14 protein-coding genes are annotated in these 19,366 nt (G+C 71.5%); 9 read left to right on the forward strand and 5 right to left on the reverse strand.

Annotation, left to right across the window (positions count from 1 at the left end):
- The first annotated feature begins 56 nt into the window (after window positions 1–56).
- A complete protein-coding gene (locus H629_RS0111230; RefSeq protein ID WP_024357352.1) occupies window positions 57–2,945 on the forward strand; it encodes a metallophosphoesterase family protein in 2,889 nt (962 codons plus the stop codon).
- A 123-nt stretch (window positions 2,946–3,068) separates the two neighbouring features.
- Here H629_RS0111230 and H629_RS0111235 read toward each other — a convergent pair whose 3' ends face one another.
- Window positions 3,069–3,611 (reverse strand): MarR family winged helix-turn-helix transcriptional regulator, encoded by a 543-nt coding sequence (locus tag H629_RS0111235; protein ID WP_024357353.1) that lies wholly within the window; start codon window positions 3,609–3,611, stop codon window positions 3,069–3,071.
- Window positions 3,612–3,621: 10 nt separating this feature from the next.
- Complete coding sequence (locus tag H629_RS0111240) at window positions 3,622–5,355, reverse strand: DHA2 family efflux MFS transporter permease subunit (protein WP_024357354.1); 1,734 nt, start codon at window positions 5,353–5,355, stop codon at window positions 3,622–3,624.
- 230 nt (window positions 5,356–5,585) lie between these two features.
- Between H629_RS0111240 and H629_RS0111245 the strand changes: the two genes are divergently transcribed.
- From H629_RS0111245 to H629_RS0111255, 3 genes are all read left to right on the forward strand, one after another.
- The gene (locus H629_RS0111245; protein ID WP_024357355.1) at window positions 5,586–6,734 is read left to right on the forward strand and encodes a 5-(carboxyamino)imidazole ribonucleotide synthase; all 1,149 of its coding nucleotides are present in this window, start codon (window positions 5,586–5,588) and stop codon (window positions 6,732–6,734) included.
- A 70-nt stretch (window positions 6,735–6,804) separates the two neighbouring features.
- Window positions 6,805–7,320: a 5-(carboxyamino)imidazole ribonucleotide mutase gene (purE, locus tag H629_RS0111250; protein WP_024357356.1), complete on the forward strand. Its 516-nt coding sequence runs from the start codon at window positions 6,805–6,807 to the stop codon at window positions 7,318–7,320.
- 10 nt (window positions 7,321–7,330) lie between these two features.
- Window positions 7,331–8,575, forward strand: coding sequence for an MFS transporter (locus H629_RS0111255; protein ID WP_024357357.1), 1,245 nt, complete (start codon window positions 7,331–7,333; stop codon window positions 8,573–8,575).
- A 60-nt stretch (window positions 8,576–8,635) separates the two neighbouring features.
- Here the strand turns inward: H629_RS0111255 and H629_RS0111260 are convergent, their stop codons facing one another.
- A complete protein-coding gene (locus H629_RS0111260) occupies window positions 8,636–9,757 on the reverse strand; it encodes a glycosyltransferase family protein (RefSeq protein WP_024357358.1) in 1,122 nt (373 codons plus the stop codon).
- 190 nt (window positions 9,758–9,947) lie between these two features.
- On the opposite strand from H629_RS0111260, the gene galE reads away from it, so the two are divergent.
- Window positions 9,948–10,961 carry a UDP-glucose 4-epimerase GalE gene (galE, locus tag H629_RS0111265; RefSeq protein WP_024357359.1) on the forward strand — a complete coding sequence of 338 codons (1,014 nt, stop codon included), beginning with the start codon at window positions 9,948–9,950 and terminating at the stop codon, window positions 10,959–10,961.
- The gene (locus tag H629_RS0111270; protein WP_024357360.1) at window positions 10,958–12,385 is read left to right on the forward strand and encodes an LCP family protein; all 1,428 of its coding nucleotides are present in this window, start codon (window positions 10,958–10,960) and stop codon (window positions 12,383–12,385) included. Before galE ends, H629_RS0111270 begins: the two co-directional genes overlap by 4 nt.
- Window positions 12,386–12,420: 35 nt before the next feature.
- On the opposite strand, the gene H629_RS0111275 is transcribed toward H629_RS0111270, so the two are convergent.
- Complete coding sequence (locus H629_RS0111275) at window positions 12,421–13,437, reverse strand: nitronate monooxygenase (RefSeq protein WP_024357361.1); 1,017 nt, start codon at window positions 13,435–13,437, stop codon at window positions 12,421–12,423.
- A 163-nt stretch (window positions 13,438–13,600) separates the two neighbouring features.
- Between H629_RS0111275 and H629_RS0111280 the strand changes: the two genes are divergently transcribed.
- The 3 genes from H629_RS0111280 to H629_RS0111290 all read left to right on the forward strand — a co-directional run bounded on the left by H629_RS0111280 (window position 13,601) and on the right by H629_RS0111290 (window position 17,148).
- Window positions 13,601–15,235, forward strand: a complete 1,635-nt coding sequence (locus H629_RS0111280; RefSeq protein WP_152485706.1) for an LTA synthase family protein — start codon at window positions 13,601–13,603, stop codon at window positions 15,233–15,235.
- Window positions 15,236–15,307: 72 nt separating this feature from the next.
- Window positions 15,308–16,291 (forward strand): glycosyltransferase, encoded by a 984-nt coding sequence (locus H629_RS0111285; RefSeq protein WP_024357363.1) that lies wholly within the window; start codon window positions 15,308–15,310, stop codon window positions 16,289–16,291.
- A complete protein-coding gene (locus tag H629_RS0111290; protein WP_024357364.1) occupies window positions 16,288–17,148 on the forward strand; it encodes a glycosyltransferase in 861 nt (286 codons plus the stop codon). The genes H629_RS0111285 and H629_RS0111290 overlap by 4 nt, the downstream gene beginning before the upstream one ends.
- 17 nt (window positions 17,149–17,165) lie before the next feature.
- On the opposite strand, the gene H629_RS0111295 is transcribed toward H629_RS0111290, so the two are convergent.
- The gene (locus H629_RS0111295) at window positions 17,166–19,328 is read right to left on the reverse strand and encodes an acyltransferase family protein (RefSeq protein WP_076624012.1); all 2,163 of its coding nucleotides are present in this window, start codon (window positions 19,326–19,328) and stop codon (window positions 17,166–17,168) included.
- Between the last annotated feature and the right edge of the window lie 38 nt (window positions 19,329–19,366).

The following is a 19,366-nucleotide window of genomic DNA, read 5'->3' on the forward strand; positions in this document are numbered from 1 at the left end:
ATCCGCCCCTCCCGACACTCCGCAGCATCCGACGCCCGTACAAGGAGATACACCCCATGTCGCCCAGATCCATCCGTCGCGCCGCGCAGCGGCCCGGCCGCGCCGTCGCGGGAGGAGCGCTGCTCGCGCTCGCCGGCGGCCTGCTCGTCGCCCCCGCGGTCGCCGCGCCGGCCGCCGCCCTCGCACCCCCGTACACGCAGGACTTCGAAACCGCCGTCGCGCCGGGCCAGGCGCCCGACGGCTGGGCCGTCGAGAGCGCGAACACCGCGGGCATGCGGGCCGGCTGGGAGGGGTGGACCTTCCACACGCCCGCCGAGGTCGTCTCGGCCTTCGGCAACAGCGGCGACCGCGGCAGCTTCGCCAAGGGGCAGGGCCTCGTCGCCGTCGTGCACTCCGACAGCAACCGCCCCACCACCGGCACCTTCGACTCGACGCTGTGGGCGCCCGCCTACGCCGTCGATCCCGGCGCCGAAGCGGTGAGCGTGAGCTTCGACAGCCACTACAAGCAGGGGCAGGCGCCGCAGGAGGCGAAGCTGCTCGCCAGCATCGACGGCGGCGCCCCCGTGGTCGTCGAGGCCTTCGCCGCGAACCGCCTCAACCAGGCCCACGCCTTCTCGATCGACGTGCCGGCGGGCGCGCAGAGCGTGCGGTTCGGGTGGCAGTACCTGAAGAGCAGCAACAACTGGTTCTGGATGATCGACAACGTGTCGATCGCCGAAGCCGCCCCGGCCGACCGCACCCCCGTCGTGACCTCGCTCGCGAAGCCGGTCGCGACGCCCGGCTCGCGCATCACGGTCTCGCTGAGCGGGCTGCGGGCGGGCCAGCAGCTCGCCGCAGTGCTCGGCGAAGGCGACACCGCCGCGCCGGTCGCCGGGATCCCCGCCGCCGGAGCCGACGGCACCGTCTCCTTCGAGGTCGCGATCGCGGCCGAGCAGCCGCAGGCCGTACTGCCGCTCGCCATCTCCGGCGACGGGGTGACGCCGGTCTCGATCCCGGTCACCGTGCTCTCGGAGATCGCAGAGGCCACCGCCACCACCGAGCCGCAGCTGTGGTGGGACGGATTCGACGGCACCAGCGGGGCCTGGACCGCCGAGGGCGGCTGGGACTTCCTCACGCGTCAGCAGGTGGTCGACGCGTACGGCCTCGACCGCCGCCACACCTTCACCCGCGCCTCCGGCGTGATCGCGGTCGCCGAGGCGAAGAACGCCGCTTTCGACGGCGCGCTCGCCGCGGCCCCGATCGCGGTCGAGGGCGGGTCCGAGCTCGAGCTGCGCTTCGACAGCCACTTCCGCGTGCGGGGCGGCGGATCCCACACCGGCATCGTCGCCGTGAAGTTCGACACCGGCGAGACCGTCGAGCTGCGCACGATCACCGCTGAGGAGGAGTCGGCGCAGCCTCGCCTGCCCCTCGCCGTGCCGGCCGCGGCGACCCGCGCGACCGTCGTGTTCGACTACACCGCGCCCGCCGGCGGCGGCTCGTGGATGATCGACGACGTGCAGCTCGTGACCCCGCTCGCGCCGCTCGCCGACGGCGCCGAGCCCGAGGCCATCGTCGACGTCTTCAGCGACGTGCAGGGCGCGAACGCGAAGCTGCAGAACCAGGTGCTCCCCGGCTTCCGCAACCTGCCGGGCGGTCGCGCCGACACCGTGATCTCGAACGGCGACCTCACCGGCAACGGCACGACCGGGCAGTACGACAGCTACTTCGCCGCGTTCAACGCGGGCGGCGGGGCCGACTACGCGACGCGGATCTCGACCATCGGCAACCACGAGTTCTACGGCGGCGACGGCTCGGCGACGTACATCCAGCGCTTCCTCGACCGTACGGGCATGCGCGACCTCGGCGTGCCGGGATCCGCGTCCGCGAACCGCGGCCTCTGGGGCGAGGTCGTCGTCGACGACAAGCTGCCGGTGCTCTGGATCGGCAGCGAGCGCCACGAGTACCACGGCGGCAGCGGACCGTTCGTCGAGATCTGGGACGAGCAGTACAACTGGCTGCGTGACCGCCTCGACCACTACCGGGACGCGGGCATGCCGGTGCTGCTGAGCGTGCACCACATCTTCGAGAACTCGGTCTCGGGCTCCTACGCGAACCTGTACAAGCGCGAGTTCGGCGACGACCAGGAGCGCATGGAGCGCCTGCTGGCCGCCTACCCGAACGTCACGGTGATGAGCTCGCACACCCACTGGAGCCCGAAGCTGCACGACTGGAGCGTGGAGCAGCGCTTCGTGCCCACCACCAGCCAGGCGCCGACCGTCATCAACACGGCGGCGGTCACCACCCAGTACGGTCCGAGCGGGGACTGGGGCGAGGTGGGCGTCGGCGGCGCGGATCCCGCGGGCCTGCGCATCTCCCTCTACGAGGATCGCCTGCGCGCGACGGTCTACGGCTTCGACGCCCAGGCGCAGCCGACCGAGATCAAGCACGTCGACATCGCGCTGCCCGCCGATGAGGCGCCGCCCGCGCCGCCCGAGGTGTCGCTCGGTGCGAGCACGGTCGTGCAGGGGGGCGAGATCACCGTGGCGGGAGCGGGCTTCCTGCCCGCGGAGGCGCTGCGGATCGAGCTGCGCTCGAAGCCCGTGGTGCTCGCCTCGCCGGTCGCCGACGCCCAGGGCGCGCTCTCGACGACGGTGCAGATCCCGGCTCAGACCCCGGCCGGCCGGCACAGCCTCGTGGTGGTGCGGGCCGACGGCACCGAGTTGTCGACCCCCATCGTGGTCACCGCGGCCGAGGGCGGTGGATCCGGCGGCTCGGACGGCGGGCCCGGCAACGGCGGCTCGGGCGGTGCCGGCGGCTCGGGAACGGCGGATCGCGGGGGCTCGACCTCCGGCTCGCTCTCCCGCACGGGAGCGCAGAGCGCGGCGGCACTCGCGGCCGCGGCCCTGCTGCTCGTGGTGGGCGGCGGCTCGATCCTCGCGCGCCGCGCTCGGAGACAGCGGGCCTGACCCCTCGTCGCGACGGCCCGGCTTCGCCCGTTCGCACCCCGCTCGGGGTGGAACGCGCGAAGCCGGGCCGTCGTCGTACGTGGAAGGCGGGTGGCCGGCCGGCCGGGCGCCCGGTGCGCGCCGCTACTCGGCCGCGTGGCCGCGGGTGCAGCGGCCGGCGGGGCCGTCGACGCGGATGTCGTGCGCCGAGGCGTTGAAGCGGTGCAGCCCTTCGCGCAGCCCCTCCAGATCTTCGGGGCTCCAGTCGGCGAAGCGCTCGTGGTAGGCGTGCGCCCAGCGCGCGCGGATGCGTTCGAGCAGTTCGACGGCCCGCGGGGTGGTGGTGAGGAGCACCACGCGGCGGTCCTCGGCCGCCGGCTCGGCGTCGACGAGCCCGAGCTCGCGCAGCTTCGCGATCTGGCGGCTGACCACGGCCTTGTCCATGTCGAGCATCTGGCCGAGGCCGGTCGCGGTGACCGGCCCTTTCTTGAAGACCAGCTGCAGCACCATCATGCCGACGCCCTTGAGCTCGGAGTCGACCTCCTGCGCGTAGCTCGCCCAGTGGCTGCGGGCGAAGGCGAAGACCTCGGAGAACTCCGAGATGATCTGCGCGATGCGGTCGTCGCGGGGGGCGTCGGCCGTCCCCGCCGGGGTGCCCAGCGGGGAGCGGCCATTCTGATCCTCCATGGCGTCGAGCCTAGCGGGCCTCGGGGCGGTCGCCGCCGCGCTCGTCGCGCTCGGTGCCCACCACCACCGGGATCGATCCCGTCGCCACCTGCACGGCGTCGCCGAGGAGCTCGTGCGCGGCGGTGCCGGCGGCGTCGGCTGCGGCTGCGGCCTCGCGTCGGCTCAGCTCGGCGATGCGCTCGGCGTTGCTCTTGGTGCTCAGCGGGATGTTGGGCAGCAGAGCGATCGCGATGAGCGCCACGATCGCGACGGGGGAGGCGGCGAGGAAGATGTTGCCGATGGCGTGACCGTACGACGACTCGACGATCTCGCGCACGGGCGCCGTCAGTTCGGCGATCTTCGGGATCGCGTCGCTCTCCTGGAACCGCTGCAGGTCGGCGAGCACGGCGGGGTCGGGATTCGTCTGCATGAGCGCCGCCAGCTTCGTGAAGCCATCCGTGAAGTAGTCGGCGATCTCGTGGGCGAGGATCGCGCCCATCACCGAGATGCCGGCGGTGCCGCCGATGGTGCGGAAGAAGGTCACCGAGGCGCTCGCCGCGCCCATCTCGGTCGGCCCGACCGTGTTCTGCACGATGAGCACGAGGTTCTGCATGGTCATGCCGACGCCCGCGCCGAGGATCGCCATCGAGATGCCCACGTACCAGTAGTTCGTGTCGTAGCGCAGCTGGCCCATCATGAGCAGGCCGGCGAGCAGTGCGACGGCGCCGGCCACCATGTAGCGCTTCCACTTGCCGGTGCGGGTGATGATCTGGCCCACGATCGTGGACGAGAGCAGCACGCCCGCCATCATGGGCAGGGTCAGCAGGCTGGACTCGATGACGGAGCGTCCGCGCGCGAGCTGCATGTACTGGCCGAGGAACACGGCGGTGCCCATCATGGCGAGTCCGACCGCGATCGACGCGATGGAGGCGAGGGTGAAGGTTCGGTTCTTGAAGAGCGTCATCGGGATCAGGGGTTCCTCGACCCGCAGCTCGACGAACACGGCGATCACGAGGGCGGCGATGCCGCCGCCGACCATCGCGACGGTCTGCCACGACCACCACTCGAAGTTGGAGCCGGCGAGCGTCACCCAGATGAGCAGGCTCGAGAAGCCGAGGGAGATGAGCGCGGTGCCCCAGTAGTCGATCTTGACCTTCTGCTTGCGCACGGGCAGGTGCAGGGTGCGCTGCAGCATGATGATCGCGACGATCGCGATGGGGGCGGCGACGTAGAAGTTCCAGCGCCAGCCGACGGTATCGGTGAGCAGGCCGCCGAGCAGGGGGCCGCCGACCGTGGCGACCGCCATGATCGCGCCCAGGATGCCCATGTACTTGCCGCGCTCGAGCGGGCTGATGATCTCGGCGAGCACGATCTGCGCGAGCGCGCCGAGGCCGCCGACGCCGAGGCCCTGCACGACGCGGCAGGCGATCAGCCAGGTGGGATCCTGTGCCATGCCGGCGAACGCCGAGCCGACGATGAAGACGATGATGGCGACCTGCAGCAGCACCTTCTTGCTGGTGAGGTCGGCGAGCTTGCCCCAGATCGGGGTCGAGATCGCGGCGGCGAGCATGGTGGCCGTGACCACCCAGGTGAATGCGGCCTGCGTGCCGCCGATGTCGGCGATGATGATCGGCATCGAGGTGCCGACCACGTTCATGGCGAGCATCGAGACGAAGTTGGCGAGGAAGAGGCCGGCGAGCGCGAGGTTCTTGGCTCGGCCGGTGAGCAGCCCCGTTTCGGGGGCGTGGGTGGAGGGGTGTGACATCTGGTCCCTTCGCGACGTGCGGGTGATCGATGCGGCCGGCTCCGGTGAGCGGGCCGCGGCGGGCGGGTGCGGATCCGGGTTCCGGATGAGGGCTCCGGGTGCGAGCCGGGGCCGAGGCCGCCTTCGTTGACGAAGATCAACTATAGGTCAATGGTTGATTTTCGTCAACCATCGCCGATCCGGCGCTCGCGGCGCGTGTGCGAGCGGCGCGATGCGGCAGAATAGAGGGCATGACTCTCGAGAGCGGCAGCATCACGATCGGCGTCATCGGGGGCGGCCAGCTCGCCCGCATGATGGTGCCGCCGGCCATCCACCTCGGGCTGCGCATCAGCGTGCTCGCAGAGGCCGAGGGGTCGAGTGCCGCACGCGCCGCCGACGCCGTGGGCGACTACCGCGATCCCGAGACCGTCTACGCCTTCGCCGAGACCGTCGACGTCGTCACCTTCGACCACGAGCACGTGCCGGGCGAGATCCTGCGCGAGCTCGAGCGCCGCGGCGTCGCCGTGCACCCCCGCCCGGACGCTCTGCAGTACGCGCAGGACAAGATCCTGATGCGCGAGAAACTCGGCGAGCTGGGCGTGCCGGTGCCCGCATGGGCGGCGGTGTCCGATGGGGACGAGCTGCAGGCCTTCATCGACGCGCACGGCGGCCGGGCCGTCGTGAAGACCGCCCGCGGCGGATACGACGGTAAAGGCGTGCGCGTGGTGTCGGACGCGGTGGAGGTGCGCGACTGGTTCACAGCGCTCGCGGAGGACGGCCACGGCGGGCGACTGCTCGTCGAGGAGCTCGTCGACTTCACCCGCGAGCTGTCGCAGCTCGTGGCGCGGCGCCCCGGCGGCGAGACCCGCACCTGGCCGGTGGTCGAGACCATCCAGCGCGACGGCGTCTGCGCCGAAGTGCTCGCCCCGGCTCCGGTGCAGCGCGCCGAGACGCTGGACGAGGCCGCCCGCATCGGCAGCGCGGTGGCCGAGGGCGTCGGTGTGACCGGCGTGCTCGCCGTCGAGATGTTCGAGACCCGCGACGGCCGTGTGCTCGTCAACGAACTGGCCATGCGCCCCCACAACTCCGGCCACTTCTCGATCGAGGGCTCGGTGACGAGCCAGTTCGAGCAGCACCTGCGCGCGGTGGCCGACCTGCCGCTCGGCGACACCTCGATGGCGGCGCCGGTCGCCGTCATGGTCAACGTGCTCGGCGGTCCCGCGGAGGGGCCGATGCCGGTTCGCTACGCCGAAGCGCTCGCCGCGCACCCGCGCGCGAAGATCCACAGCTACGACAAGCAGCCGCGCCCCGGCCGCAAGGTGGGGCACGTCACGGTGACGGGCGACTCGCTCGACGTCGTGCTCGCCGAGGCGCGCGCCGCCGCGGCGGCGTTCGCCTGAACTCGCACCGCGGCGGATCCGCCGAGCCTGACGCGGAGCACGGCCGCCAGGCGACGATACGATGGACCCTATGAGCGACACCTCCGCAGCGCCCCTCGTCGGCGTGATCATGGGCAGCGACAGCGACTTCTCCGTCATGGCCGACGCCGTTCAGGTGCTGCGCGAGTTCGGCATCCCCCACGAGGTCGAGGTGGTGAGCGCCCACCGCACCCCCGACAAGATGGTGAGCTACGCTCGCGAGGCCGCCGCGCGCGGGCTCCGGGTGATCATCGCCGGTGCCGGCGGCGCCGCGCACCTGCCCGGCATGGTCGCCTCGATGACCACGCTGCCGGTGGTGGGCGTGCCCGTGCCTCTCGCGAAGCTCGACGGTCTCGACTCGCTGCTGTCGATCGTGCAGATGCCGGGCGGCATCCCCGTCGCGACGGTGAGCATCGGCGGCGCGAAGAACGCCGGCCTGCTCGCCGCGCGCATCCTCGGCGCGAGCGACCCCGAGGTCGCGCAGCGGCTCGCCGACTACGCGCAGCAGCTGACCGACGTCGTGGAGACGAAGAACGCGGCGCTGCAGGCCCGCATCGCCTCCGAGTAGCCGCGGAATCGTGGCGGGTCGCGAGAGCGAGGGCCCCGGCCCGCAGGGCGACGACGGCGAGCCCCGGGCACGGGCGGGCACGCCGCGCTATCGACGATCGCTGATCGCCCTGTTCTGCGCGGGACTCGCGACCTTCGCGCAGATGTATTCCCCGCAGGGCATACTCCCGGATCTCGCCCGCGACTTCGGGATCTCGGCGGGGCAGTCGTCGTGGGCGGTGGGCGCCGCGACCATCGGCGTCGCGCTCGGAGTGCTGCCCTGGGCGCGGCTCTCGGATCGGATCGGCCGGGTGCGGGCGATGCGGATCTCGATGGCGTCGGCGATGGTGGTCGGGCTCGGCACTCCGTTCATCCCGCACTTCGGCTGGTTCGTCGCGGCGCGTCTCGTCGAAGGCGTGCTGCTCGCCGGGCTCGTGGCGATCGCCGTCACCGCGATCGCGGAGATGGTGCATCCGCGGGTGCTCGGCACGGCCGTCGGCACCTACATCGCGGGCACCACGCTCGGCGGCCTCGCGGGCCGCATCGTCGCGGCGACCGCGGCCGAGCCGGGCGATTGGCGCTGGGGGATGGGCGCCGTCGCGGTGCTCGCCGCGGCTGCGACGGCGGTGTTCCTCGTGCGGATCCCGCCCACCGCCGTCCCTCCGCGCGACGCCATGGCGATCCTGCCCGCCACCCTCGCCAACCTCCGCACGCCGGGGGTCATGGTGCTCGTGGCTCAAGCCTTCCTGCTGATGGGCGGCTTCGTGGCGGCATACAACTATCTCGCATTCCGCCTGCAGCACGAGCCGTTCGGGCTGTCGCTCGCGCAGTCCTCCTGGATCTTCCTCGCCTACCTCGCGGGGGCGGCGTCGTCGCGCTGGGTGTGGCGGGCGACCGGGGGCATCCCGCCGACGCTGACGCTGCTCGGCTGCGCGGCCACGATGGTGGCCGGGCTCGCGCTGACGCTGGCGGCCTCGCTCCCGGCGGTGATCGTCGGCCTGGTGCTCTTCACGGGCGCCTTCTTCGCCGCTCACACGGTTGCGAGCGGCCTCATCGACCGGCGGGCGGGGGAGGGCCGCAGCCTCGCACCGGCGCTCTACAATCTCGGTTACTACGCGGGATCGAGCGTGCTCGGATGGATCGGCGGCGTCGCGTTCGGAGCGGGCGGCTGGTGGGCGACCGTGGGTTTCGTGGTCTCGACGACAGCGCTGGCCGCGCTCATCGCGTGGCTCTACGCGCGCTCGCGCGGAGGGGCGGCGGCAGCCGACGCGCTCTGAACCCGTCGCGCGGGTCCGTGCGACCCGACGCGGTCCGGTGCGCGGATCCCCGAGAGGGTCTCAGAGGTTGGCGTGGGTCTCCCACAGCTGCCAGGCGGCGCTGCGCCAGCTGTAGCTGCGGCCCCGGTCGCAGGCGAGCACGGAGAGCTGGGCGAGTGCTTCGGCGTCGCGGAAGAGTCGGCTGTACTCGGCGGCGAACGGTCCGGAAGCCTCGGCGGCGACGCCGGCGTCGAGCACCAGCTCGGCGGTGGCGTCCTGGTCGGCGTGCAGCACGGGTACGCCGGCGCTGAGCGCGCCGAGCACGGTGTAGCCCGTGCCCGAGTAGGTCTGGGGCTGCAGCAGCAGCGAGGCGCCCGAGAGGACCGCGCCGATGTCGGCGAGCTCGCGGGGGCGCACGACGGCGACACGGTCGCGCAGCTCGTCGGGGACCGCGATCTCGGTCGCGCCGTTCTCATCGCGGTGCTCCTTCGCGGGCGCGCGCGGATCGAGTCCGTCGAGCACGACCAGGGCCGGGAGCGACGGATCGGTGCGCAGCGCGTCGAACAGCCATTCGAGACGGCCGAACTCGCCGGGCATCGCGGTGGTGAGGGCGTAGCGCTCGGGCAGCGCCAGCGCCTCCCGTCGCGCAGCGTCGTCGTCGCCGGCGAGGTACTCGGACGGCGGCGCGAGGGGGAGCACCTGCACGGGCAGGTGCTCGCCGTACTGCCGCTGCAGTACGCGGGCGGTGGCGTGGGTCGGGGTGAGGAGCACGTCTGCGAGCTTCACCGCGCGCCTGGTGAAAGCGCGGAAGAGGCGGGCCTGGGCGCTGCCGAGCAGTGCCGGCGCCTCCCAGGCGAGGCTGTGCGGGATGGTGACGGAGGTCTGCGAGCCGTCGTCCTCGCCGCGCGAGCGCAGCGGCAGCATAGGGGTCAGCGCGTGCACGAACTCGCCGTCGAGCGGGCGCGCCGTCGTGCCGCTCTGCCAGACGTAGGGAAGCATGGCGGCCCGCATCGGCAGGTGCTCCACTCGGATCACCGGCGAATCGAATGCGGGCTTCTCGGAGCCGCGCGCGACGAGGTAGCGGGCGCTGCAACTGCGGGGGGCGGTGGCGGCGACGGCCTTCGCGAGATCGCGGGCCGCTGCGGCGTGAACCTGCGCCTCCCAGTCGGGGAACGGCTCGGCGATGAGGGTGAGCATGGCCATGCGTTCTCCCCTCAGTAGCACCGGTCCGCAGCCATCCGGCGCGCACCTGGGTCACATTGTATTTGAGGGCCGCCGGGGAAAACCCCTGGAGAGTCCTGCAGAGTTGTACGTCACACGTAGCCGTAATAGAAATGTGACCTTGGCGGGGTTCTGGCGGCTCTCCCGGTTCCACCCCAGTACTCTTATGGGCATGCGAGTATTGCTGACCGGCGGCGCCGGATACATCGGTTCCCACACCGCCCTCGTGCTGGTGGAGCGGGGGCACGACGTCGTCGTGCTCGATGACTTCTCGAACAGCAGCTCCGAGGCCGTGCGCCGGGTGGAGGAGCTGACCGGGCGCGAGATCCCCGTCATCGAGGCGGATCTCGCCGATCGCGCCGCGGCCCGGGCCGCACTGCAGGGCGTCGACTTCGACGCCGTCATCCACTTCGCGGGTCTCAAAGCCGTCGGCGAGTCGGTGGCTCAGCCCACCCGCTACTACCGGGTGAACCTCGACTCGACGCTCGTGCTGCTCGACCTCATGCGCGAGCGCGGCGTCGACAAGCTCGTGTTCAGCTCCTCGGCCACGGTCTACGGCGACCCCGACGTGGCGCCCATCGACGAGTCGCACCGCGCGGGCGTGGGCCTCACCAACCCGTACGGCTGGTCGAAGTTCATGAACGAGCAGATCATCCGCGACACCCACGGGGCCTGGCCCGAGCTGGGCGCTGTGCTACTGCGCTACTTCAACCCGGTCGGCGCGCACCCGTCAGGGCGCATCGGCGAGGATCCCTCGGGGATCCCGAACAACCTCATGCCGTTCATCGCGCAGGTCGCCGTGGGCACGCGCGAGCGTCTCAGCGTGTTCGGCGACAGCTACCCCACGCCCGACGGCACCGGTGTGCGCGACTACATCCACGTGATGGACCTCGCGGAAGGCCACGTCGCCGCCCTCGAGCGGATCGAGCCGGGCGTCGAGACCTACAACCTGGGTTCGGGCGTCGGGTCGAGCGTGCTCGAGGTGGTGCGCGCGTTCGAGGAGGCCTCGGCGCGGCCCGTGCCCTACGAGGTGGCGCCGCCGCGACCGGGCGACGTCGCCGAGGTGGTGGCCGATCCCCGTCGTGCGAACGACCGGCTCGCCTGGAGCACCACCCGCAGTCTTGCCGATGCCTGCCGCGACGCGTGGGCGTGGCAGTCCGCAAACCCGGGCGGCTACGGCGCATGAGCCTCGACCTCGAACGGCCGCTCCGTCACCCGGATATGGCGGAGGGCCCGCTCATGAGCAAGCGGGCCCGGTGGCTGGTCGTGCTGGGGTTCCTGCTGCCGGGCAGCGCGCAGCTGCTCGCGGGCAATCGCAGGCTGGGGCGTCTCGGTCTCACTGCGACGTTCCTGCTCATCGCGGGCGGCCTCGCGGCGCTCGCCGGACTGCTGTTCGCGCGGGTGGCGACGCTGTCGTTCTTCACCAACGGCTTCGTGCTGCTCGGCGTGCAGATCCTGCTGTTCGCGTACGCGGTGCTGTGGCTGGTGCTCGGCCTCGACACGCTGCGGCTGACCCGGCTCGTGCGCGTGCCGGGCAACTGGCGGGCGCCGGTGGCGGCCCTGTCGGTGCTGCTCACGATCCTGCCGGTCGCCGGCGCCGCATGGGCGGGCACGGCGGTGGGGGCGGGGCGCAGCCTGTTGGGCGATCTCTTCCAGGGGGCTCCCGCGGTCGAGCCGATCGACGGCCGCTACAACATTCTGCTGCTCGGGGCCGACGCGGGTGCGGATCGCGAGGGCCTGCGCCCCGACAGCATCTCGCTTGTCAGCGTCGACGCCGAGACGGGGCAGTCCGTGATCATCGGCCTGCCGCGCGAGCTCAAGCTCGCACCGTTCCCGGAGGAGTCGCCGCTCTCGGCGGTGTACCCCTACGGCTACTGCGATGAGGTGAACGACTACGCGGTCGTCGAGGGCGGCGGGTACTACTGCTTCACCACCGGCAACCTGAACTCGCTCATCACGGAGCTCGAGGATTCGGGCTCGCCCTCGTACGAGGGCATGTACGCGGACGCCGTGTCGAAGGGCTCGTCGCCGGGCATCGAGGCCACGAAGGATGCGGTGACCGGCATCACCGGCCTGCAGGTGCAGTTCTACGTGCTGGTCAATATGGACGGGTTCTCGCACATGATCGACGCCCTCGGCGGGGTCACGATGAACGTGCAGGAGCCGCTGCCGATCGGCGGCCAGATCGACGAGTACACGGGCGAGCTCGTGAACGTCGACGGCTGGATCGAGCCTGGCGAGCAGCGCCTCGACGGCTATCAGGCGCAGTGGTACGCGCGCTCCCGCTACGGCTCCGCGAACGGCGACTACGATCGCATGGCGCGCCAGCGCGAACTGCAGGCCGCGATCCTCGCGCAGATGAACCCGGGGAACGTGCTGCTGCGCTTCCAAGAGGTCGCGGCGGCGGGAACGCAGCTCGTCGAGACCGACATCCCGGAGTCGATGCTGGGCCGCTTCGTCGACCTCGCCTCGAAGGCGCGCGAGCATGCTCCGGTCAATGTGGAGCTGGTGCCGCCGGCCGTCGATCCCGACCTGCCCGACTACAGCATCATCCATCAGCTCGTCGCCGAGGGCGTGGCGGCGGCGTCGCCGCAGGAGACCGCGGAGTAGCCGACGAGCGGGCGGTGACCCCGACCCGCCCGGCCTCAGACGCCCGCGGCGAGCCGATGCACGACCTCGGCGGCAGGGCCTTCGCTCGCGCTGCGGTAGCCGGTTCCCGCCCACAGGTGCAGGCGGTCAGCGTCGCCGGAACGGGCGGCCGCGGCTCTCAGCTCGCGGGTGAGGTGGTGCACGGCGGGGTAGGCGTTCGGCGCGGTGCTCCCGTGACGGTCGATGAAGCCGTTGCGCAGCGCGCGGGCGGGGCGGCCGGTGAAGGCCCGCGTGATGACGCTCTCCTCGAAGGCTGGGTCGGCGAGCGCTGCGCGGTGGGTCGGCGATGTGCCCGCCTCGTCCGTGCGCAGCAGCAGGGTGCCCACCGCCACGGCTTCGGCTCCCGCGGCGAGGAGGCGACTCACGGCCTCCGGGCCGTCGACGCCTCCGGCGGCGATCACGGGAAGCCCGCTCGCGCGGATCGCGCGGCGCACGAGGGACGCGGTGCCGGTCGGCTCCGGGATCCGCGAGGGGTCGAAGACGGCGCTGTGACCGCCGGCATCGGGGCCCTGCACGATCAGCCCGTCGACACCTGCGGCGCATGCGAGCCGGGCCTCGTCGGCGGAGGTCACGCTCGCGAGCACTCGCGTGCCGGCCCGCCGCAGCATGGCGATGTCACCGGCGTCGGGCAGCCCGAACGTGAGCGACACCGTCGGCACCGGGCGTTCGATCAGCAGGCGCAGCTTCTGGCCCCAGTGGTCGTCGTCGGTCACGGGCACGGGATCCAACTGCACGCCGTGGGCCTCGGCCTCGCCGCGCAGCTCATCGGCATAGGCGGCCAAGGACGCCTGATCGGGGGCGATGCGCGACGGCACGAACAGGTTCACGCCGAAGCCGTGCACCCGTGGGCGCAGCTGCTCGATCTGGGCTGCGAGCGCCTCAGGGGACGCGTAGCCGCCGGCGAGGAACGGGTACGCTCCCGCAGCCCCGACCGCCGCGGCCAGCGCAACGGTCGTCGGGCCGCCGGCCATGGGCGCGGCCACGATCGGCAGCGCGGAATCCAGTAGTCGCATCGGCGCTCCAAACCGCTCGGGCGGCGCGGTGCCCCGCCTCTCACGACCATCATTCCACGCGCTCCGGGGAGGGGCGCGGCCGGCGGGCGCCCGAGCCGCCCGCCGCATCCGAGGAGTGAACTCCAAGTGAACTCTCGTAAACGGGACGTAGACTCGTGCCACTGTGACGAGAGAAGAGCGTGAAGCCGGGTGGTCGGCGGCCGAGACTCGAAGCGGTGAGGCCCGGGTGGCGACCCGACGCTCGCGCCTCCTGCGAGGCGCCGCCGTCACGGGCTTCTGGCTGCTCATACTGATCGGCGCCGTGCTCCTCGGCGCCGCGCTGTGGGTGCAGCGCACCTTCGGAGCGATCTCCGTCGACCAGCTGCTCATGAACCTCCCGGGCGGAGAGGGCGCCGGCGGCGACGAGGTGGTCACGAGCGCGGTGGTCTCGATCCTGCTCATCCCCACCGGGGTGGTGCTCGTGCTCGCGCTCCTCACGGAGCGGTCTCGTCGCGTGCTGCGCCGCAGCGGCGGTCTGCGCGCCCGCCGCAGCCGGGCGCTGCGCGGGATCGCGGCCGTCGTGGCGGTCGCGGTGCCCATCAGCGGTGCCGTCGCGTTCGGCTCGACCATCGGTGTCGGAGCCTACGTGCAGTCCTACGCCCGCGAAGCCGCGGGCGAGGCCACCATCGCCGACTACTACGTGGTGCCCCGTCACGGCGTCAGCGCGAACGCCGTGGGCGGCCCGGGCATGCGCGCGGACGGCGCCAGCCAGACCGAGCACCGCAATCTCATCGTCATCTACCTGGAGTCGGTGGAGAACGCGATGGCCGACGACGAGCTCTTCGAGAAGAACATGCTGGAGCCCGTGGAGCGGGCCACTGAGGGCTGGGAATCGATTCCGAGCCTGCACACCTACGACGGCGGCGGCTGGACGATGGCGGGGATCGTGGGCACCCAGTGCGGCATCCCGCTGCGCACGGACAACACCTTCAACGACAATTTCGACCTCAACAAACTCGGCTCCGAGGGTTACGAGATCACGAGCTACCTGCCCGGTGCGACCTGTCTCGGCGATGTGCTGGCGCGGGAGGGATACCGGAACGTCTTCATGGGCGGAGCCGACGCGAACTTCGCTGGTAAGGGCAGCTTCCTCAGCACGCACGGCTACGACGAGATCCACGATCTTCAGGAGTGGCGCGCAGCGGGCGAGACCGAGATCCGCGAAGACTGGGGGCTGTCGGACCGGCGCCTGTTCGAACTGGCGCGGGAGCAGGTGGTGCGCCTGCACGAGCAGCAGCAGCCGTTCAACCTCACCATGCTCACCCTCGACACCCACGAGTACCCGTACCTCTACGACTCCTGCGTGCAGGACACCGAGGCTCCGCTCACCTCGATCACCTTCTGCTCGATGGAGCAGGTCGCCGGTTTCGTCGACGCGCTCGGCGAGCTGGGGATCCTCGAAGACACGAGCGTGGTGCTGATGGGGGATCACCGCAAGCAGGTGGCCGAGGGCAGCAGCTTCTGGAACGAGCTGGGGGCCCGCGAAGACCGCTCCCTGTTCACCCGGGTGTGGTCTCCCGATGGCGCGCGCTTCGAGCGCGGCCGACTCGACCAGCTGAGCATGTACCCCACGCTGCTCGAGCTCGCGGGCATCGAGCTCGAGGATCATCGGGCCGGTGCCGGGGTCTCGGCGCTCGTCGGGGCCCGCGACGTGCCCGAGGGCACGATCCTCGATCTCGACGCCGGCGAGTACAGTGCCGTGGTGCAGTCGCGTGCCGCAGGCTTCTACCGCGAACTGTGGAGCGAACGCACCCCCTGAGGCCGTCGCGGAGTGCCGGTCGGTGGCACGAAGTAGACTGGGCGGGTTCGATACCCCTGAAGGAGAGTGCGCATGCACGTCACGGCCGTGCTGGTCGCCTACAACCGACGCGAGCTGCTGCGGGAGTCCCTCGAAGCGCTGGCGGCCCAGAGTCGACCCGTCGACCGCCTGGTGGTGGTCGACAACGCCTCCGACGACGGATCGGCCGAGGTTGCCGCCGAAGTGCTCGAGCAGTGGGGGGAGCGCGCCCGGCTCATCCCCCTCACCGAGAACACCGGGGGCGCCGGGGGCTTCGCCACGGGCATCGCGGCGGCCATCGCCGAGGAGGACGTCGACTGGGTCTGGGTGATGGACGACGACACCGTGCCCGGCCCCGATGCCCTGTCCGGGGCGCTCGCCGCGCACGAGCGCTACTGCGCGACGGGGCAGGATGACCTCGCCGTGATGGGGTCCCGTGTCGTCTGGACCGACGGTGACGATCACCCCATGAACACGCCGAAGCCCAAGATCCGCGCGTCCGACGACGAGCGGGCGCGCGCCGCCGAGGCCGGCGGTATGGAGATCCGCTCGATCTCGTTCGTCTCGGCCTTCCTGCGCGCCCCGCGGGTGCGAGCGCAGGGGCTGCCCATCGCCGACTACTTCCTGTGGAACGACGACTTCGAGTACTCCGCCCGACTGCTGCGCGGCGCCCGCGGCCTCTACGTGCCGGGCTCCGTCGTCACCCACAAGACGGCGAAGCGCGGGTCGAGCGATGCCGATCCCGGCCCGCGCTTCTACTACGAGGTGCGCAACAAGCTGTGGGTCTTCCGGCTGTCGCGGGCGCTCTACGGGTGGGAGAAGCTGCTGTACTCGGCGGCGACGGCGCGGCGCTGGTTCCGCACCTTCCGCGCCTCCTCCGACCGGGCCCAGCTGCGCGACTGCCTGCGCCGCGGCTGGCGCGACGGCTGGCTGCGCGCACCGCGCACGACGCGCGAGGTGCTGCGCGACACGGGAGTCCCCGTCGACGTGATGATCGAGGTCGAGCGGCTCTCGAAGCTGGATCGCGCGGCCGCATGAGCGCTCCCGCACCGCAGGCGCCGTTCTCCCTGCTGCTCCCCGTGTACGCGGGCGATGATCCGAGCTTCCTGCGCCTCGCCTTCGAGAGCTCCGTCGACGGGCAGCGCCTGCGGCCGGCGGAGGCCGTCATCGTGCAGGACGGCCCCGTGCCCGACCCGCTTGCGCGGGAGATCAGGCGGATCGAGGCCGACAGCCCGGTGCCGGTCCGGGTGGTGCGGCTACCCGAGAATCGCGGGCTCACAGCGGCGCTCAACGCCGGCCTCGATGCGTGCACGCAGCCGGTCGCGGCTCGTATGGACGCCGACGACGTGTCGCTGCCCGAACGATTCGAGCGCCAGTGGGCCCTGCTGCAGCAGGGCTTCGACCTGGTCGGCACCGGGATGGTCGAGTTCGAGCACGATCCCGGGCAGCCCGTCTCGGGTCGTACCCCGCCGGTCGGAGCGCAGCGCATCCGCGACCACGCCCGCACCCACAACCCCTTCAACCACCCGACCATGATGTACCGTCTGGCGGCACTCGACCGGGTCGGCCGCTACCAGCCCTTCGGCAAGATGGAGGACTACTGGCTGGGGATCCGCCTCATCGACAGCGGCGCCCGCGTCGAGAACATCGCCGAGCCGCTGCTCGCCTACCGGGTCGGCGCTGGCGCCTTCGCGCGCCGCGGCGGCTGGACCGAGGCGCGCACCGAGTGGCGCCTGCAGCGCGAGCTGCTGCGCATGGGATTCGTGACGCGCGGGCAGTACCTGCGCAACGTGGTGATGAAGGGCGTCTACCGTCTGATGCCGGCCGGCGTGAAGCGCGTGCTCTTCCGCGGTCTCATCGGCCGCGGGCTTCCCGGGGATCGCGCCGCGGACTGACGGGGTGCGGAGGCCTCTCAGTCGAACTCGAGCGAGGGGCGTCGGTCCCCGGAACTCTTGACGAGGGGGACCAGCTGCTCCGCGAGCATCGGAGCGAGCGACTTGGTGTAGAAGATGCTCAGGTGGTTGTCGTCGATGTAGACATTGACGTTGCCGATCACCGCGGGGCACGTGTCCCCGGGGCAGATGAAGTCGTTCACGTCTACGAGGCTCACGCCCGCCCGGAGCAGCGCGTTCGCGGGGTTCTCGGGGGCGAGGGCCCGGCTCCGCGCAACGTCGCAGTCCTCGGGAGCCTCGGCCTGCTCCACGCAGACGAAGTTGTCGAAGGTGAAGCGAGGGTTGTCCCGGATGAGGATGATCGGGATGTCCATCTCCTGCAGTCGCTCGATCGACGTCTCCGCACCCTCCAGCACGTGTTCGAGGGCGCCTTGGTTCTCGTCTGCGTCCTCATCGGTCGGGACGGTCGCGGCGCCGATCGTCATGACGACGTCGGGCTGGACCTCCTCGACGAAGGTGAGGACGGATTCGTTCCACTGCCGGCACTCGGGGCTGTGGAAGATGTCGGCATCCTCGCCTTCGACGACGTCCCTCAGGCCGAAGGCGCAGGCGGCATAGCCCAGGAAGACGAGGTGCCAGCGCTCCTGCTCGGCGATCCTTGCGATGGGCGGCAGCCACTGCTGCATGTGGGAATTGCCGAAGAGGACGATGGTGCGCGAGGGCGAGTGCATCGAGTTCTGCCAGCACAGCGGCAACCCCTCGGGCAGTGGGGGCAGTTCGCCATCGTCGCAGGACTCGGGGAGGCCTCCCCACTGCGTCTCGATCTCCTGGGGGAGGGGACGGCGGGGCGCGTCGGGATCGATCTCCCCGTTCCAGCCCCGTTGCAAGACAAGCGCGCCGGGGTTGGTTTTGCTCAGATCCGGTCCACCGTCCTCATCCGCGGTGAGCTCGGCGACCTGCGCCGCGGAGGAGGCCTGGAACGAGATCACTGGCACGGCGACTAGCAGGATGGAGAGGAGGATGACGAGCGCCCCGCGGAAGTTGTTGCTGTTCGCCCACGCCAATCGGCGCACGCGGGCGTCGACGAGCCAGGTGAGCAGGCGCGCGAGCACCATCGAGACGAGGATCAGCGCGAGGCCCTCGAAGAAGCCGAGGGGTTCGCCGCGGCGTGCGATGAGGGTGAGGACGAGAATCGGCCAGTGCACCAGATAGAGCGCATAGGCGTCGCGTCCGAGCGCCAGGACGGGTTTCGTCTCGAGCAGGATCGCGGGGCCGAAGCCCTTCTCCTCGGGCGAGCCGGCGAGGATGATGGCAGCGACTGCGAGCACCGGCCACAGTGCCAGGTAGCCGGGGAAGCCGCCCTGCACGTCGAGCACCATGCCGCACGCCAGCAGCGCCGCGAGTCCGAGCCAGCCGATGATCGCGCCGAGCAGGCGGGGCAGGCGGATCCAGGGCAGCACGATCGCGAGGATCGAGCCGGCGGCGAACTCCCAGACGCGGGCGCCGGTGTTGAAGTAGGCGCTCTCCTGGTGCTCCTGCGTGGTCACGATGGAGTAGGCGAGCGAGGCGGTGAACACCGCAGCGAAGCACACGAGGGCGACCGCGCGCACGCTGCGGCGGCCGAGCGCCCACCGCAGGAAGGCGATGACGGCGAAGAGCAGCGGCCAGAGCAGGAACACCTGGCCCTGCACGGAGAGCGACCAGAAGTGCTGCAGCGGGCTCGCGAGCGAGGTGTCGGCGTAGTAGTCCACCGACTCGGCGGCGAGGGCCCAGTTCTCGTAGTAGAAGAGGGACGCCCAGGCGTGGCGCCAGAGATCGGGATGCCCCGATGCCGGCATGATGAATGTTGCGGCGATGACGGTCGCGGCGATCACGACTGCGGCGGCGGGCAGCAGCCGCTTGAAGGTGCGGATCCACTGGCTGACGATCGCGAGCGGTTTGCCGGCTTCGAGGCGACGCACGAATGAGCCGGTGAGGAAGAACGCCGAGATCATGAGGAACGCGTCGACCCCGCCCGAGACGCGGTCGAGCCAGACGTGGTAGACCACCACGAGCAGCACGGCGACCGCGCGCAGGCCGTCGATGTCCTTCCGGTAGCGTGGTGCCGCGGCTGCGGCGCGCTGCGGAGGCTTCGCATCGATGGGTGCGGTCGCCCCTGTCGGAGGGGCCATAGTGGGAGACATCGTTGCTCAAGTGTACGCTGAGGGCCGCGATCCCGCTC

This window comes from Leucobacter chironomi DSM 19883 (assembly GCF_000421845.1).
Lineage (GTDB): Bacteria > Actinomycetota > Actinomycetes > Actinomycetales > Microbacteriaceae > Leucobacter > Leucobacter chironomi.

Excerpts from the sequence above, each read along its gene's own strand:
- H629_RS0111230 (WP_024357352.1), top strand. The coding sequence starts at position 57 with ATGTCGCCCAGATCCATCCGTCGCGCCGCGCAGCGGCCCGGCCGCGCC.
- H629_RS0111235 (WP_024357353.1), bottom strand. The coding sequence starts at position 3,611 with ATGGAGGATCAGAATGGCCGCTCCCCGCTGGGCACCCCGGCGGGGACG.
- H629_RS0111240 (WP_024357354.1), bottom strand. The coding sequence starts at position 5,355 with ATGTCACACCCCTCCACCCACGCCCCCGAAACGGGGCTGCTCACCGGC.
- H629_RS0111245 (WP_024357355.1), top strand. The coding sequence starts at position 5,586 with ATGACTCTCGAGAGCGGCAGCATCACGATCGGCGTCATCGGGGGCGGC.
- purE (WP_024357356.1), top strand. The coding sequence starts at position 6,805 with ATGAGCGACACCTCCGCAGCGCCCCTCGTCGGCGTGATCATGGGCAGC.
- H629_RS0111260 (WP_024357358.1), bottom strand. The coding sequence starts at position 9,757 with ATGGCCATGCTCACCCTCATCGCCGAGCCGTTCCCCGACTGGGAGGCG.
- galE (WP_024357359.1), top strand. The coding sequence starts at position 9,948 with ATGCGAGTATTGCTGACCGGCGGCGCCGGATACATCGGTTCCCACACC.
- H629_RS0111270 (WP_024357360.1), top strand. The coding sequence starts at position 10,958 with ATGAGCCTCGACCTCGAACGGCCGCTCCGTCACCCGGATATGGCGGAG.
- H629_RS0111275 (WP_024357361.1), bottom strand. The coding sequence starts at position 13,437 with ATGCGACTACTGGATTCCGCGCTGCCGATCGTGGCCGCGCCCATGGCC.
- H629_RS0111285 (WP_024357363.1), top strand. The coding sequence starts at position 15,308 with ATGCACGTCACGGCCGTGCTGGTCGCCTACAACCGACGCGAGCTGCTG.
- H629_RS0111290 (WP_024357364.1), top strand. The coding sequence starts at position 16,288 with ATGAGCGCTCCCGCACCGCAGGCGCCGTTCTCCCTGCTGCTCCCCGTG.
- H629_RS0111295 (WP_076624012.1), bottom strand. The coding sequence starts at position 19,328 with ATGTCTCCCACTATGGCCCCTCCGACAGGGGCGACCGCACCCATCGAT.